This window comes from Salinivibrio sp. ML198 (genome assembly GCF_001996015.1).
GTDB lineage: Bacteria > Pseudomonadota > Gammaproteobacteria > Enterobacterales > Vibrionaceae > Salinivibrio > Salinivibrio siamensis.
Map to the genome: position 1 here is coordinate 27,029 of NZ_MUEZ01000013.1, position 14,888 is coordinate 41,916.

Annotated in this window: 11 protein-coding genes; 6 read left to right on the plus strand and 5 right to left on the minus strand. The window is 51.3% G+C overall.

Annotated features, from left to right (window positions below):
- Position 1: 1 nt before the first annotated feature.
- From tyrA to BZG25_RS10500, 3 genes are all read left to right on the plus strand, one after another.
- The gene (tyrA, locus tag BZG25_RS10495) at positions 2–1,135 is read left to right on the plus strand and encodes a bifunctional chorismate mutase/prephenate dehydrogenase (protein ID WP_077578913.1); all 1,134 of its coding nucleotides are present in this window, start codon (positions 2–4) and stop codon (positions 1,133–1,135) included.
- 420 nt (positions 1,136–1,555) lie between these two features.
- A complete protein-coding gene (locus BZG25_RS16165) occupies positions 1,556–1,669 on the plus strand; it encodes a DUF3800 domain-containing protein (RefSeq protein WP_241828697.1) in 114 nt (37 codons plus the stop codon).
- Between the two features lie 66 nt (positions 1,670–1,735).
- Positions 1,736–2,245, plus strand: a complete 510-nt coding sequence (locus BZG25_RS10500; protein WP_046074219.1) for a DUF3800 domain-containing protein — start codon at positions 1,736–1,738, stop codon at positions 2,243–2,245.
- A 69-nt stretch (positions 2,246–2,314) separates the two neighbouring features.
- On the opposite strand, the gene pheA is transcribed toward BZG25_RS10500, so the two are convergent.
- The 4 genes from pheA to BZG25_RS10520 all read right to left on the minus strand — a co-directional run bounded on the left by pheA (position 2,315) and on the right by BZG25_RS10520 (position 6,067).
- Positions 2,315–3,499, minus strand: a complete 1,185-nt coding sequence (pheA, locus tag BZG25_RS10505) for a prephenate dehydratase (protein ID WP_046074132.1) — start codon at positions 3,497–3,499, stop codon at positions 2,315–2,317.
- A 259-nt stretch (positions 3,500–3,758) separates the two neighbouring features.
- A complete protein-coding gene (gene hpf / locus BZG25_RS10510) occupies positions 3,759–4,109 on the minus strand; it encodes a ribosome hibernation-promoting factor, HPF/YfiA family (RefSeq protein WP_046074133.1) in 351 nt (116 codons plus the stop codon).
- A gap of 394 nt (positions 4,110–4,503) precedes the next feature.
- Positions 4,504–5,535 (minus strand): 2,3,4,5-tetrahydropyridine-2,6-dicarboxylate N-succinyltransferase, encoded by a 1,032-nt coding sequence (dapD, locus tag BZG25_RS10515; protein ID WP_074213325.1) that lies wholly within the window; start codon positions 5,533–5,535, stop codon positions 4,504–4,506.
- A gap of 223 nt (positions 5,536–5,758) precedes the next feature.
- Entirely contained in the window at positions 5,759–6,067 is a 309-nt protein-coding gene (locus tag BZG25_RS10520) for a YebG family protein (protein WP_077639057.1), read from the minus strand.
- Between the two features lie 83 nt (positions 6,068–6,150).
- Here BZG25_RS10520 and BZG25_RS10525 point away from each other — a divergent pair, with 83 nt between their 5' ends.
- From BZG25_RS10525 to BZG25_RS10535, 3 genes are all read left to right on the plus strand, one after another.
- Entirely contained in the window at positions 6,151–6,834 is a 684-nt protein-coding gene (locus tag BZG25_RS10525; protein ID WP_046074136.1) for a DNA-3-methyladenine glycosylase I, read from the plus strand.
- 134 nt (positions 6,835–6,968) lie between these two features.
- Entirely contained in the window at positions 6,969–10,349 is a 3,381-nt protein-coding gene (gene recC, locus BZG25_RS10530) for an exodeoxyribonuclease V subunit gamma (RefSeq protein WP_077578908.1), read from the plus strand.
- Between the two features lie 525 nt (positions 10,350–10,874).
- Positions 10,875–13,121 (plus strand): CehA/McbA family metallohydrolase, encoded by a 2,247-nt coding sequence (locus tag BZG25_RS10535; RefSeq protein ID WP_046074138.1) that lies wholly within the window; start codon positions 10,875–10,877, stop codon positions 13,119–13,121.
- A gap of 131 nt (positions 13,122–13,252) precedes the next feature.
- On the opposite strand, the gene BZG25_RS10540 is transcribed toward BZG25_RS10535, so the two are convergent.
- Positions 13,253–14,863 carry a methyl-accepting chemotaxis protein gene (locus BZG25_RS10540; protein WP_077578906.1) on the minus strand — a complete coding sequence of 537 codons (1,611 nt, stop codon included), beginning with the start codon at positions 14,861–14,863 and terminating at the stop codon, positions 13,253–13,255.
- Positions 14,864–14,888 lie beyond the last annotated feature (25 nt).

Consider the following 14,888-nt stretch of genomic DNA (forward strand, 5'->3'; position numbering starts at 1 on the left):
CATGGTGGCAGAACTGAGCCGATTGCGCGATCAAATCGATGATGTCGACAAGCAAATGGTGAGCTTGCTCGCGCGCCGTTTAGAACTGGTCGCAGAAGTGGGAGAGGTAAAAAGCCAACATGGCTTGCCCATTTATGCGCCGGACCGTGAAGCAGCGATGCTCGCTTCGCGTCGTCAAGAAGCACAGTCGCAAGGCGTGCCACCAGACTTAATTGAAGATGTGCTGCGTCGTACTATGCGTGAATCGTACAGCAGCGAAAACGACTCTGGCTTTAAGTGTCTAAACCCGGATTTACGCCAGGTCGTAGTCATTGGCGGTAAAGGGCAGCTAGGGGGGTTGTTCGCGCGCTTGTTTGCGCTTTCTGGCTATCAGGTCACTGTGCTGGATAAAGACGATTGGGAGCATGCGGATACCTTGCTGGCTGACGCGGGTATGGTGGTGGTGTCGGTACCCATTGACGTTACGGAAGCGGTCATTAATCAATTGACCCAACTGCCAGATGACTGCTTATTAGTGGATCTCACCTCCATCAAATCAGGTCCGCTACAAGCGATGTTAGCCGCGCATTCAGGCCCAGTGGTCGGTCTACACCCGATGTTTGGCCCCGATGTGGCCAGCCTTGCCAAGCAGGTGATTGTTTATTGCGACGGCCGACATCCTGAGGCATACCAATGGTTGCTCGAGCAATTTCGGATTTGGGGCGCTGGGCTACACCGGATCAGCGCCATCGAGCATGATGAAGGCATGACGCTGATCCAAGCGCTGCGCCACTTTACGTCGTTTGTTTACGGCGTGCATCTGGCAGAAGAAAACCCCCACTTAGATCAGCTTACCGCGCTAAGCTCACCGATTTATCGCTTAGAGCTTGCCATGGTGGGGCGCTTGTTCGCCCAAGATGCGGGTCTGTATGCGGATATTATTATGTCCTCGCCGCAAAACCTGGCGATGATCAAACGCTTTTATCAGCGTTTTGGGGAAGCGATTGATTTGCTCGAGCAACATGATAAGTCCACGTTTGTCGATGCCTTCGCGCAAGTGGAAAACTGGTTTGGCGACTATGCCCCACGCTTTTTACAAGAAAGCCAAGGCTTGTTGCGACAAGCCAACGACGCCACCCACCGCACCGTGACCTAGTCAAGGCTCACCTTTTCAAGGGGGCAGGAGGGTAGAGAGCCACACAGATAAAGTGAGATAGCGTGTATATCGATATGAGGGACTAAGAACTGGATCGCATGGATAAAGTGATAGGGTATTTATAATCAGGCTCGCACGTGGAAAAGTGAGTCTTTGTAGTAGGCTAAGCGGATTCGAAAGTATTATTTCGTCGCTATGAGATGTACGGTCATTGCGTGTTTGAGGCTACAGCAAGCGGTCGAAAGCGTATTAGAACTATCGTTGCAGAGTCTGTGATTTAGGGATATAGTTATCGAGCGGTTGGAAACAATCTATGGTGTGCTGCCTTGTTGTAGTGCACTGAGCTCGTAGCTCTTTCCGCCGCCTTCTTTCCCCCCATTTCCTTTCGTTGCGACTCTCTATTATCTTAGGGGTTCGTATATGTTTTTGTTGTACGCAGATGAATCCGGCACGCCTGGTGGCGCAGACCAAGAGCATTTTGTTCTCGCTGGCTTTAGTGTGTTCGAGCGCTCTGCACATTGGCTTTCTCTTTAGTTAGATAAAATCGCGGCAATCTTCAATCCACAAGACCCCCACGCTGTTGAACTCCACGGCGCCCCCATGCTTGCGGGGCGAGGCTTTTGGCGGAAGTTTGATAAAGAGTTGCGCCTAGAAGCCATCAAACAGGCTCTTAGCTTAATTGATGGGCGTAAATTTAGAATATTTGCATCAGTTGTAAGAAAAGGTGCCATCTCTCCAAATGATCCTGTTCATTATACCTTTCAACAAATTGTAACCCGCTTCGATCATTTCTTAGCCAGACAACATGTTCACTTCAATAATACCCAAAGAGGTCTGATTCTTTTTGACAAGAGCAGCAAAGAAGCACCGATTCAAGCACTCGCTAAAGCGTTTAAACTCGATGGTCATGACTGGGGGCGGCTGAGGAATATGGCAGAAGTCCCTGCCTTTATCGATTCTGAAGCAACAAGATTGATTCAACTCGCGGACCTGATTGCTTACGCGTTGTTTCGTTATTACGAAAAAAAGGACGGTCAGTTTTTCGACCTTATTGAGCGAAAATTTGACTATTTTGGGGGTGTTCAGCATGGACTTCACACGGTGGTTTAAGCGATATGATAATGATTAAAGCGCCAAAAGCCCACATCGTGGGCTTTTGGCGTTAATGGCTACTCGCGATTATTCGTTGCTGTCCGGCAGCGATACCTCGGTGGGGGAAATGGTCTCTGACGGGTAGCAGCCGAGCACTTTTAGATAACGGGTCAGGGTGGTGAGCTCGTCCAGCGCACTTTGCATCAGGTTGCTGGCCATATTGGCTTCAACATCGACGTAAAACATCTCTTCCCATGGGTTGCCAAGCACGGGCCGAGATTCGAGCTTGGTCATATTGATGCCGCGCTCGCGCAGTACCATTAAACACTCCACCAAGGAGCCGGCTTGCTGCGAGGTCGACATGATAAAGGTGGTCTTAGCAGGGGTCAGTGACGACACTTTAACCGGCTTGCGGGCCACGACAATAAAGCGGGTGTGATTTTGCTGTTGGTTGGCTATCTCGCTCTTAATCGCGGTTAAACCGTAAAACTCACCACTTGCCGCATGACCAATCGCGGCGACGTTGGGCTGGTTTAAATCCGCTACTTGTTGCATGGCTTCAGCGGTGCTGGAGCAATAAATCTTCTTCACTTTACCCAAGGTGTCAATGTATTCGCTGCATTGCTGGTGCGGCTGCGGGTGGGCATACAAGGTATCAATTTGACTTGGGTCTTGGTCACCGACGGTAAGCAGGCAGTGGTCGATAGGCAGCGTGAGCTCACCGACAATCGATAAACGCGTGTGCTGCAGCTGATCGTACACTTCATTGATTGAGCCAGAACTGGTGTTCTCTACGGGTAAGATGCCGTAATCGGCATGGCCGGTTTCTACCGTTTCTACCACCTTTTTAAAGCTGTCGCAGGCCATTTCCACCAGTTCGGTTTGCTTGCGGCTAAAGTATTGGCGCGCGGCGAGATAGGAATATGAGCCTTGGTTGCCCAGGAAAGAAACCCGTGCCACTGGACGCTGATTGTCTGGGTTGGCCAGGTTTTGCAGATAGCGCTGCTGGATAAGTACCGAGTCTTCGATAATGGTGTGAAACAGACTCAATACATAGTGGGCGTCTAGCTGGTGATCTTGCGCTTTGGTCACCAGTTTTTCTAATAAGGCTTGTTCGCGGGCTTGATCGCGAATCGGTTTTTGCACGGCGACTTTGTTTTTGGCGACATCTAGGCTTAAGCGACGGCGCTCGGCCAATAGTGTTAGCAGCTCTTGATCAAGCTGGCTTATTCGCGTGCGTATCTCATCCAGTGGGCGTGGTGTGTCTGGCATACATTATCCTTGTTCTAATACAAAAAAACCTCCCGGTTGGGAGGTTAGTGCGCCAGGCTGATTAGGCTTAGCACGCTTCCTCCCGCGTTGGCGAGATAAAAAAGAAGCGAAAAAAACGAACGAGAATCAGCATTGGGCGTTGTGTTGTTATGTTTGCGTATGGATTAACCATATGGGGCGCAGGCAGGCGTGTCAAGGATCAAAAAGCCCCGCGAGGGCAGGGCTAACATGTTTAGCGAGTTAGGTGTTGCGCTGAGGGTTAGATTTCCTCATCGGCTGGATTTTCTTCCATCGCAACCGTCGCGGCTGATTTATCGTTACGGCGCGCTTCGCCTTTGTGTTGGACCTTATTCAGTTGCTTCTCGAGTTTTTGGCCCACCTCGTTAATCGCTTTGTACATGTCGTCGCTTTCGGCAGAGGCAACCAGTGTTGAACCTGGTAGCCCAGCTTTCGCTTCCACTTTGAACTGGTGGTTTGGCTCCTTACTGATCACAGCATGAGGATTGATGAGTGCCACCTGCCACTTGGCCAGCTTTTCAAAGCGGCTTTCGATGCGCTCACGGATGGCGGGAGTGATTTCGATGTTTTTGCCTGCAATTTCCACTCTCATACTCTTTCCTCTTTGTTCCCCTGTATTAGGTTCATCTTCAGATTACCGCTTTCCATTATTGATAACGTGACTTAGCTCATGTTTAAAGGGGGGAAGGATATCGATAGAAGGATCTGTGAGCACCTGCGAATCCTGACATCGAAAAGGTCGGAAAAGCCTTGAACTCAATGCCAAAAATGCTACGTTGGGAGAGGTCACGAACGCTGATTTACCCGCCAGTCAGGGTCGCCTCGCGCCTGTTTATTTTCCTCGTTTTCGCTTGTGGTTAAAATGTGCCACAAACCTGCTTGTGCTTTTTGGCGTATTGCGGTGACGCGATAGTGATTCAAGCAAAGCGGACATAAAAAAGGCGACCAAGTTGGCCGCCTTTGAACAGAACTAAAATCGGGCTTGATTAGTTATTCGCGTGTAGCTCGTGGTTGAGCTCGACCGCCGTTTTGTTGGTTAAGCATTCAACCGCTCCCGTTTTTGAGTTGCGGCGTAGCAATAGGTCCGACTTACCGGCCAAATCACGTGCTTTGATGCTTTCGACCACATTGCCGTCAGCGTCGAGCATGGTGACTTTGGTGCCTGCGGTGACATACAGTCCTGACTCGATGGTGCAACGATCGCCTAATGGGAAACCAAGGCCAGCATTGGCACCCAACAGTGAGTTCTCACCAATTGAGATCACAATCTGGCCGCCGCCACTTAGCGTCCCCATAATGGATGCACCGCCGCCAATATCGCTACCTTGACCGACCATCACACCCGCAGAGATACGGCCTTCAATCATGCTCTTGCCTTCGGTGCCGGCATTGAAGTTGATAAAGCCTTCGTGCATCACCGTGGTGCCTTCACCCACATGGGCGCCCAAGCGAACACGGGCGGTATCAGCAATACGCACACCGGCAGGCACCACGTAATCGGTCATTTTCGGGAATTTATCCACGCACTCAACGGTCAATGTTTCGCCTTTCAGACGCGCTTCCATCTGACGCTCAGGCAGTTCCGGCAAGTCGATTGGGCCCTGGTTGGTCCAAGCAATGTTGTGCAGCAGGCCAAAGAGTCCGTCTAGCACCACACCGTGTGGTTTGACTAAGCGGTGCGAGATCAGCTGAAGCTTGAGGAAGCCTTCAGCCACCGATGCGGGTTTGCTGTCGTTTTCTAGAATAACCAGCACCAGTGGCTGTGTGGTTTGTTGAGCCTTGCTCGCAAAGTTAGCTGCCTTTTGAGCGCCAGCGGCGGCGAAGGCTTCACTGATTGCAGCGCAGGTTTCTGGTGCAACCTCTAGTACCTGATTACCGGCGCTATAATCGGTTAGCGCGCTTAGGGCACTTACCAGATCATCACTAGGATTAAGCAGGGGCGCTGGGAAATAGGCTTCAATGATTTTACCGTCCTGGTTTTGAGTGGCGGTACCGAGTGCCAGAGCAAAGCTTGCCATTGGGGGGAATCTCCTTGTGTCGTTGGGCTTAAAACATCAAACACTTCATCTTAAAGACAAGCGGCGGTGGTTGGAAGCGCTTAACGGCTGGCGGAGGCAAAAACCGTTACAGGTCAGCGCACCGATTCATTTTGATGCATAGTCATCAGGAGACAGGCATAAAAAAAGCAAGCCAAGTGGGCTTGCTCTTTCGCGGATGCTAAAAGGGTCAGCAATCACAACTTTAGGCCGCATCGGCGTCTTTGTCGTCGCGACTCTCGTCCGCTTTGTTCTCGCTTTTTGCCGGCTTTTTCTTTGCCGCCTTGCGTTTTGCGCCCAGTACTTCAAGCACCGAGTCTTTGTGTTGAGCAAGGTATAGCGACAAGGCTTCACGCTTTTCTTCGTCGTCTACCAGTTCGCTTTCTCCAATCAGATCGAACATGGCATCCGCCATATCCAACATTCTGTCGTAGGCGTCGGCTTCAGCTTTGGAGGTAAATGTCATCTTTTCTTCTCCCTCGCGTTCGACCACGTACTTGACGATAACGGCCATAATTACCCTCTCTTCGTTGATTTACTGTCTTTTTATACAGTAGGATAAGGGCCATTGTCCACTGACCCGGCCATGATTGTGACATGAGAGAAAAATTTAGCACCATTTATCAACGTGCCGCTGAGCGCAAAGGCGGTCAACGCGAGGTAGAGCGCATGTTGGTGGCACCGCTTGCGCCTCATGCCTTGTGTGAGATACCGGATGATCGCTGGTTAGCGGCGTTTAGTCAGAAGGTGTTTCAATCGGGCATTAGTTGGCAGGTCGTCCGTAAAAAGTGGCCGGGGTTCGAAGAGGTATTCTGGGGCTTTGATATTGAGAAAATGCTGCTGATGCCACCGGAAATGTGGGAAGAAAAAGCCACCAACCCAGCGATTATTCGTCACCTTACCAAGGTGATGACGATTCCGCACAACGCGGAAATGATCCACCGCGTGCAGCAATCGCACGGCAGTTTTAGCCAGTTTGTCGCCGATTGGCCCAGCGAGGATATTGTCGGTTTATGGCAGTATTTAAAAAAACACGGTAAGCGTTTAGGCGGTAATACCGGTGCTTATACCTTGCGCCGAATGGGCAAGGACACCTTCTTGTTCACCCGTGATATCGAGCACTACCTGCGCGCGACTAAAATCGTTGATAGCGGTCGAGAGACCAAGCGGGCGATGCAAGCCGCGCAACAGGCATTTAATGAGTGGCAGCAAGAGTCGGGGCGTTCACTGAACCATATCAGCCAGCTGATCGCATTCAGTGTGGGTGACAATCGCGTGTAATCGCTCAGCGATTTGCCGCATTATCACGCGCTTAACAAGTCGTGTGCGAGGTCGCGGTGTGTCGGTAGCGGTTTGCGCTTAGTACGGCAATCGGCCACAATCGATGCCAGTTATCTTTCCCATGTGAGCGCCTTGTGTTTACTGTTTATCACTCTAATCAGCTCGATCTGTTAAAATCGCTGTTGGTCTCCCTGATCCAGCAGCGTCCGCTGTCTGACCCCTTTCAAAAAGAACTTATTCTGGTGCAAAGCCCCGGCATGGCGCAGTGGTTAAAAATGGCACTCGCCAACGAGCAGCAGATTGTTGCAAACGTCGAATTCCCACTTCCCGCTACCTTTATCTGGCAGTTGTTTGTGCGGGTGTTGGATGGCGTGCCTGAGCGCAGTGATTTCAATAAAGAGGCGATGACATGGAAGCTAATGGACATCTTACCCAGCTGTCTGGATGCGCCAGAGTTCGCTGATTTAGCCGCGTATTTGGAAGATAGCCAGGATCAGCAACGCGCTTACCAGCTGGCCGAAAAAGTGGCCGATATTTTCGACCAGTATTTGGTCTATCGCCCCGAGTGGATGCTGGCATGGGAGCAAGAGCAACCGGTACCCGAGCTTGACGATGTGCAGCCTTGGCAGCAAAAACTGTGGCGTCGCTTATACGATCACACATTGGCGCTGGGCCAATCGCCTTACCATCGCGCTAACTTGTATCAAGAGTTTATCGATACCTTAACCAGCCATCAGCACAAGCCTGCGGGGCTGGCTGATATTGAACGGGTGTTTGTATTTGGCATCTCCGCGCTCCCACCACGCTATCTGGATGCGTTGCAAGCACTGGGCGAGCATGTGGAGGTGCATTTTATGTTCACCAACCCATGCCGTTATTATTGGGGCGATATTCGCGACAAGCGCTATCTGGCTAAACGTGCCGCATTGGCGCGGGATAAAATCAGCCGAATTGAAGACATCCCCGCCGAGAGCCAATTGGCACTGGGGCTTGATGAGCCCGAGCACGGTGAAGTAGGGAACAGCTTGCTGGCGTCGATGGGAAAACTGGGGCGCGATAACTTACTGCTGCTCTCAGAAATGGCCTGTAATGAGATTGATAGCGGCTTTGTTGAGGTCAACCGCGATAATCTGCTCCATCATCTCCAAGCCGATATTTTGGATTTGAATGAGCCGGGCGATCCCAAGCAGACTGAAACCAGTGCGGCGAAAACAGAAATCGAGCCAGATGATGCTTCCATCGCAATCCATGCCTGTCACAGCCCGATGCGCGAAGTCGAAGTGCTGCACGATCAGCTACTCGCGATGTTTGAGGGCAACCCATCACTGAGCCCCCGCGATGTGATTGTGATGGTGGCGGATATCAATGCCTACAGCCCCGCCATTCAAGCGGTGTTTGGTAATGCGCCGAGTGAGCGTTTTATTCCCTTTTCCATCTCAGATCGCAGCGCCGATCAAGAAAGCCCGGTGTTAGCCGCCTTTTTGCGTCTGCTCACCCTGCCTGATAGTCGATGCAGTGCGGCGGAACTATTGGAAATTCTTGAGGTGCCGGCGGTGTCGCGCCGTTTTGCCATCGACAGCCAACAGTTTGATCAGATTAAGCAGTGGGTGGAAGAAACCGGCATTCGCTGGGGGCTTGATACCCATACCGCGAGTCAATTTGCCTTGCCCGAGCAGTATCAGAATACGTGGCTATTTGGCCTGAAACGTATGCTACTCGGCTACGCGATGCCGAGTGAGGCCGGCTTGTTTGCAGACACCGTCCCTTATGATGAAGTCCAAGGGCTTAATGCGGAGCTGGCGGGGCGTTTAGGGTTGTTTATAGACACATTGATCCACTACCAGCAACAACTGGCGATTGAATGCGATGGCAAGGCGTGGGTGGCGCGGTTGACTCAAATGCTGGATGACTGCTTCGCCATTGAAGGGGATGAAGAGTTAGCAGTCAAATTAATCCGTACCCAGTTAGACAGTTGGCTGACACAGCTTAGCGATGCCGCCTTTACCCACACGCTAACCTTGCCCGTGGTGCGCGATTACTTTAATGGTCGCCTCAACAACGAGCGAGTCAGCCAGCGCTTTTTGGCCGGACAGGTCAACTTTTGCACCTTGATGCCGATGCGCTCTATTCCCTTTAACGTGGTGTGTCTGCTTGGGATGAATGATGGCGTGTACCCGCGCACTGTGCCTAGCGTCGGATTTGATTTGATGGTGGGCCGCACGCGGGCAGGGGATCGCTCGCGTCGCGACGATGATCGTTACCTGTTTTTAGAAGCGTTGCAGTCAGCACAGCAGCGTTTATATATCAGTTATGTCGGGCGCTCAGTGCAAGATAACAGCTTAAAAGTCCCGTCGGTGCTGGTTACCGAGCTGCTTGAATATTGTACCCAAGGCTACTGTTTGGCCGGTGACCGCGATTTACCCGAAGTCCAGTCACGTCAGCGGCTGGAAGAGACGCTTATCCAGACGCATCCGCTCACTCCCTTTAGCCCAGAGGCGTTTGCTCATGATGGTAGCTACGCGCAAGAGTGGCTACCGGCTGCCAAAGGGCAAGGGACGCAACTGCCGGCATTTATGGATGATGCATTAAGCCCTGATCCGGATAGTCATATCGATCCTGTGATTGAGTTGGCTGAGTTGCAGCGCTTTTGGCGGTTGCCCGTGCGCTATTTTTTCCAACGCCGCTTGAAAGTCTTCTTTGAGCAGTTAGAAGCGCCGTTAGAAGAATTTGAACCCTTTAGCTTAGATACCTTGCACCGCTTTCAGCTGCGCGATCAGCTATTAGCCCACTTTATTGAGACTGATGACAGCCCCCAAAGTGTGCAGGACTTTATGGCCCGACAGCGAGGACAGGGCAAGTTGCCCTTAGCGTACTTTGGCGAATTGACCTTGGATACGCAAGTTACGGTGATCCGTGATATGTACCAACGCTTAACGCCATTGCTCGCCGCACCGCGCCCCGATCTTGAACTCAATCTGACCCTTCCTACTGCCTTGGGTGAGGTACAACTGCAAGGTTGGCTCAATCGGCGTTATCAAGACTGCTTGGTTCGCTTTCATTGTGGCGATCTGACTGTACGTCATCAGCTTTCAGTATGGATTGATCATTTATGCCAATGCGCAATGGGCGAAGCCGTGCCGAGTACGCTGGTGGGAGTGAAAGAAACCATTGAGTTTTCCCCACTCAGCAAAGATGACGCGCGAGCACACCTACATGCCTTGGTTGAAGACTATCAACAGGGCCTGAATCAGCCACTTACCTATCTGCCAAGCTCAGTCGGGGCGGGGATAAAAGCCCGAGATAGTAAAAAAGGCTTTGATAACAGTGAAACCAGCCAAGACAAAGCGCTGAAATCGATACGCGATGCCTTTGTGGGAGGCTTTAATCCTGGCGAAGGACAAAACCCTTACGTTTACCGTGTTTGGCCGCAATGGCGTGAAAGCCTCGGCCAAGCGCTGTTAGCAACAGGCGATCGCCACTTAATGCCGATGTTAGCGCAGCGACAAAAACACTAGCATGCAGTGAAGTCCGCATCATAGGCGCGATGTGGCCTCTGTCTCTTCCTCTCCACGCTTCCCCCTGTTAGCCAAGTTGATGCTTGGCTTTTTATTGTGCATCGATTGTCTTTAAAAGCATGATTTTTGATGTTCTTTTTGTGTTTTTATTCATTATAGTTGAGTAAATATCTAAATGTGCGCGCTAAATATCATTAAAGAGTGAGCAGGAGGTGCGTCAATACGTCGGCGTTTAGTGCGACAATTGTTATCAATTTGTTGGTCAAAGATTGCGCGACTTGCGCCTCGTTAGGGGTCAATCTATTTGGGGTCTAAATATTTTTTAAACGATCATTTGAATAGTGGGTTTCAGAAAAAGTTATCATAATATCAGTATCTTGTGGTTTTTTAATTTGTTAGTGGACGTATTAAATGTGTGGTTTTGTAGGGTTTTTACGATGTTTTTTATTTGAACGTGTAATTAACTTAACGCACAATGTCATCGAAAATTCACATAACAAACCATGAAAAAAAGGAAGTGCCTTCATGCATAAATTCTCAAAAAGCGCAGTGGCAACCTTAGTCTCTGGCCTTTTGTTGGGTGCCTCAGCGCACGCCGACGTCAGCATTACTCAAGGTAAGACTGCAATCCCAGATGGCGAGGCAACGCATGCCCAAGACATCACGGTAAAAAATGAGCATGTCGCGTTCGCATTGGCGGTTGAGTCTGCGCCACCATGGGGCGTGCCACGTGGTACCTTGGTGGACCTCGCGGCGGTGAAAAATGGCAAAATTGATCTAGACCGAGTCGCTTTTGCAGATTTCATCCCTAATAGCTGGTCGGCTTGGCCGAACGATCGTAAGTCGATTGACATTGTGGAAGACAGCGATGAAAAAGCGGTGATCAAAGTGAGCCGTAACTTCGACAAGGTCGACATTACCACTTGGTACACCTTGGAAGCGGGTTCTGATTCGATTGGACTCAAAACCGTGATGAGCAACCAAGGCGAAGACGACCTTGAGCTAGAATCAGGCCACACGATTTGGCCGGATACGGGCTATCAGTTCGCGGTACCAGGTCTTGAAGGCAATGAAGAAGCGATGGCCGATAATGCCCTAGCCGATCGCATGGTGGCGTATGACCGTGATTGGGCGTTCGCACTGCATGCGCCTTATTTTGATCGCATCAAATATAACGGCCGCGATATGTATTTGGGTCACACGCTTAAAGCGGGCGAGACCCGTACCTTTGACTCAAAGCTCCAGGTTGTTCCCAACGGCGATATGGCACCGATTGTCAAAGCGGAAGCCGAGCGTCATGGCGAAGCGACGGGCACCATTAGCGGCCAATTGCGCGCCGACAACGGTAACGTGCCTGCCGATGCGATTGTGATGATTGAAAAAGACGGTCACCCTTACGCGTGGACGCTTGCCAAAGAGGGTCAATACAACATGGCATTGCCAGAAGGTAAGTACCAAGTGTATGGCACGGCAACTGGCCATGCGAACAGCCAACCGCAATCTATTACCGTCAGTGCCGATAGTGAACAAACACTGGATTTCACATCGCTGAAAAGCCCAGCGACGCTTGCACTTAACGTGGAAGAAGCGGCCTCTGGTGTAGCCAAAGATGCGCGTGTGACTATCATTGAAGGCCAAGCGCCACCGGTTGAATTTTTGGGTAAGCGTACCTTCTTCACTGATTTGCTGCCTGCCGGCCATGCCGAGCTAAAACTGGCACCGGGTGAATACAAGTTAGGCATTAACGCCGGTGCGGGCTTTACTGCAGAATCACAAACTTTGGATGTAACGCTCGAGTCGGGCAAAACCAACCAACAAGTGGTGAAAGTGCCTCAGGTGACTTTCCCTAACCGTAACCATTGGTATGGCGCTGACTTGCACCACCACGGCAATGTGCTGGAAGGGGTAACACCTCCAGAAATCGTGGTGCGTGCTCAGTTGGCAACTGACTTGGATCTGACCTTTATCAGTGATCATGACTCCACCATTAATCACAAAGTGTTTGCTGACCTATCAGCAAAACGTGGCGTACCTTTCATTCCATCGATTGAGATCTCGCCATCGTGGGGACACATGAACCCATTCCCCATCGACAATGGCGCCGCGCTGACGGTCGATCCGGGTACTGATGACGTGCACACCTTGATTGATGCTGCGCATGAGATGGGCGCAGAAGTGGTGCCGATGAACCACCCATATAACGATTATGGCTACTTCACCAATATCGCTAAGGATGCGGTGCCGGGTGGTAAGACCGATCGTTTCGACCTGATGGAGCTCAACGCACGTGTCGATAACGAGCCGACCCTTGAAAAAGCGCACAAGCTTTGGGATCAAGGCGAAGCCATGTACCTCACAGCCGGTACCGATACTCATGATGCGTGGAACCAGCTTACCGGTCGTATTCGTATGATGGCCAATGTTGATGGTGAGCTAACGCCTCTTGCCTTTGCCAAAGCGTTGAAAGCAGGTCACGGCTATGCCACTCAGGGGCCCATTCTGTACCCACAAAACATCATGTTTGGTGAAACCGCCAAGGCTGGTGATAAATGGGATATCAATGTAGTCGCCGCTGATGGTCTCAAAGAAGTGCGCTTAATCGGTCAAGGTGGTGAGGTGCTAAACAGCATCACCATTAACCCCGAAGAGAGTACACAGCGCCTTGAGCTATCACTGCCTATTCCTGCGGATGCAGAAGGTTGGATCAACCTAGAAGTGGAAGACAAAGACGGCAGCACGGCATGGACCAACCCAGTTTGGCTTCAGTCGTAAGCGTTACGTCTCAATCAATGAACCAAGGCCAGCCATGCTGGCCTTTTTAATGTTCGCTTTTTAGGGCGTCATCGCTCACCGCCAAGGAGCCACCAAGTCGTCTTGGTGATCCTTTCACTGTTAGGGCTTTATCAGTGTGAAAATAGCGAGAGACCTTGCTTTACACGCTGGCTGAGTGACAGTGCTTTATCGGTCAGTTCACGGGTATCATCGCTGGCTTGGGCATTTTGATGAGACACTTCGGTGATAGCTGCTAGGTTCTTGGCCACTTCCTCGGCGGCAGCTGCTTGCTGAGTGGTTGAAGTCGCCACTTGGCCATTCAAAGCGGCGAGTTCTTGAACCTGAGTTTGTAACGCGGCCATATCACGACGCGCCGCCTGTGCGTCATTGACACATGTTTGTGTTTGTTGTTGACCATCCGCCATACTGCTGACTGCATTGTCGGCCCGAGCTTGCAGCGTGCCGACAATATCACTGATGCGTGTGGTCGACTCTTGCGTGGATTGCGCTAATTGGCGAACCTCATCGGCAACCACTGCAAATCCACGTCCCGCTTCACCCGCTCGTGCTGCCTCAATCGCTGCGTTAAGGGCAAGTAGGTTGGTTTGCTCGGAAATGGTGTTAATGACGGTAGTCACATCACTGATTTGTTGGGTGGAGTCGGCGAGTTCACGTAAGATCTCAGACGTATCGTCGACGCGTTGCTGCACGGTTTCCATCGCGCTGGTAGCGCGTTGCAAACTGCCATCGACATCGTTGATGAGCTGTGTGGCGCTATCGGTTTGAGAAGCATTCGACTCGGTAAGGTATTGCACGTCACGTACGGCGGTAGAAAGCTCTTCGACGGCACTTGCCACAGAGTCGAGAGTGCGATTTTGTTCTTCAACCGCACGAGCGGTGCTGGCAGCCAGGCTTGCGACTTCTTCACTACCTTGATGCTGCTCGCTTACATTGGTATCTACCTGCGAGATCAGCCGCTGCAGCGCATCCAAAGCTTGGTTGGTATGCTGACTCATGTCGCTAATCTCATCGCGACCATACACGGTCGCGCGTTGAGTAAGATCGCCCTCAGCGAGTGAAGATATGACATGGCGCAGCGCCATGAGCGGTGTCAGCATCGCTCGGGAAAGGGCACTGGCAAGTACAATCATCACCGCGCTAATCAGAGCTGTCACTCCTGCTGCGTTGAGCGCTTGCTGCCACGCCTGTGCGCGTAGGTCATCCAAGTAGAACCCTGAACCAACCATTAAATCCCAAGGACCAAAACGCTTCACCACACTGAGCTTTTCTACCGCTTGATGACTACCGGGCTTTTGAAATGTATACCGCGCGATCCCCCCATTAGCTTGATTAGCGGCCTGGGTCAGAGCGGGTAAAATCGATTGGCCATCGGCATCAACAATTTGCCGCGTGTTTTTGCCTACTGCACTTTCGGCACCAGCAATCATCACATTATTGCGATCGACGATAAAAAAGTAGCCGGCTTGGCCATATTTGAGTGCGCTGACAGCATGAAGAACGGATTCGGGGGGCGTGTCTTGGTTGGGGTATTGTCGGTGCATAGCATCAAGATAGTGCCATGCCATATCGACCTTTTTGTGCATCTGGGCTATGCGCTCTTGCTTGATGGCCTCAAAATGGGAAAAAGAAAGGTAAGCGGCCAAACTGACGAGACTTAATACGGCTAAGCCAACTAAAAGTAAGAGCTTATTACGCACCGAGAGTCGGTGGATGAGTGGCATGGTGATACTCCCTGTATGAGTTTTA

Coding starts and splice junctions, on each gene's coding strand:
- tyrA (WP_077578913.1), top strand. CDS start 2: ATGGTGGCAGAACTGAGCCGATTGCGCGATCAAATCGATGATGTCGAC.
- BZG25_RS16165 (WP_241828697.1), top strand. CDS start 1,556: ATGTTTTTGTTGTACGCAGATGAATCCGGCACGCCTGGTGGCGCAGAC.
- BZG25_RS10500 (WP_046074219.1), top strand. CDS start 1,736: ATGCTTGCGGGGCGAGGCTTTTGGCGGAAGTTTGATAAAGAGTTGCGC.
- pheA (WP_046074132.1), bottom strand. CDS start 3,499: ATGCCAGACACACCACGCCCACTGGATGAGATACGCACGCGAATAAGC.
- hpf (WP_046074133.1), bottom strand. CDS start 4,109: ATGAGAGTGGAAATTGCAGGCAAAAACATCGAAATCACTCCCGCCATC.
- dapD (WP_074213325.1), bottom strand. CDS start 5,535: ATGGCAAGCTTTGCTCTGGCACTCGGTACCGCCACTCAAAACCAGGAC.
- BZG25_RS10520 (WP_077639057.1), bottom strand. CDS start 6,067: ATGGCCGTTATCGTCAAGTACGTGGTCGAACGCGAGGGAGAAGAAAAG.
- BZG25_RS10525 (WP_046074136.1), top strand. CDS start 6,151: ATGAGAGAAAAATTTAGCACCATTTATCAACGTGCCGCTGAGCGCAAA.
- BZG25_RS10535 (WP_046074138.1), top strand. CDS start 10,875: ATGCATAAATTCTCAAAAAGCGCAGTGGCAACCTTAGTCTCTGGCCTT.
- BZG25_RS10540 (WP_077578906.1), bottom strand. CDS start 14,863: ATGCCACTCATCCACCGACTCTCGGTGCGTAATAAGCTCTTACTTTTA.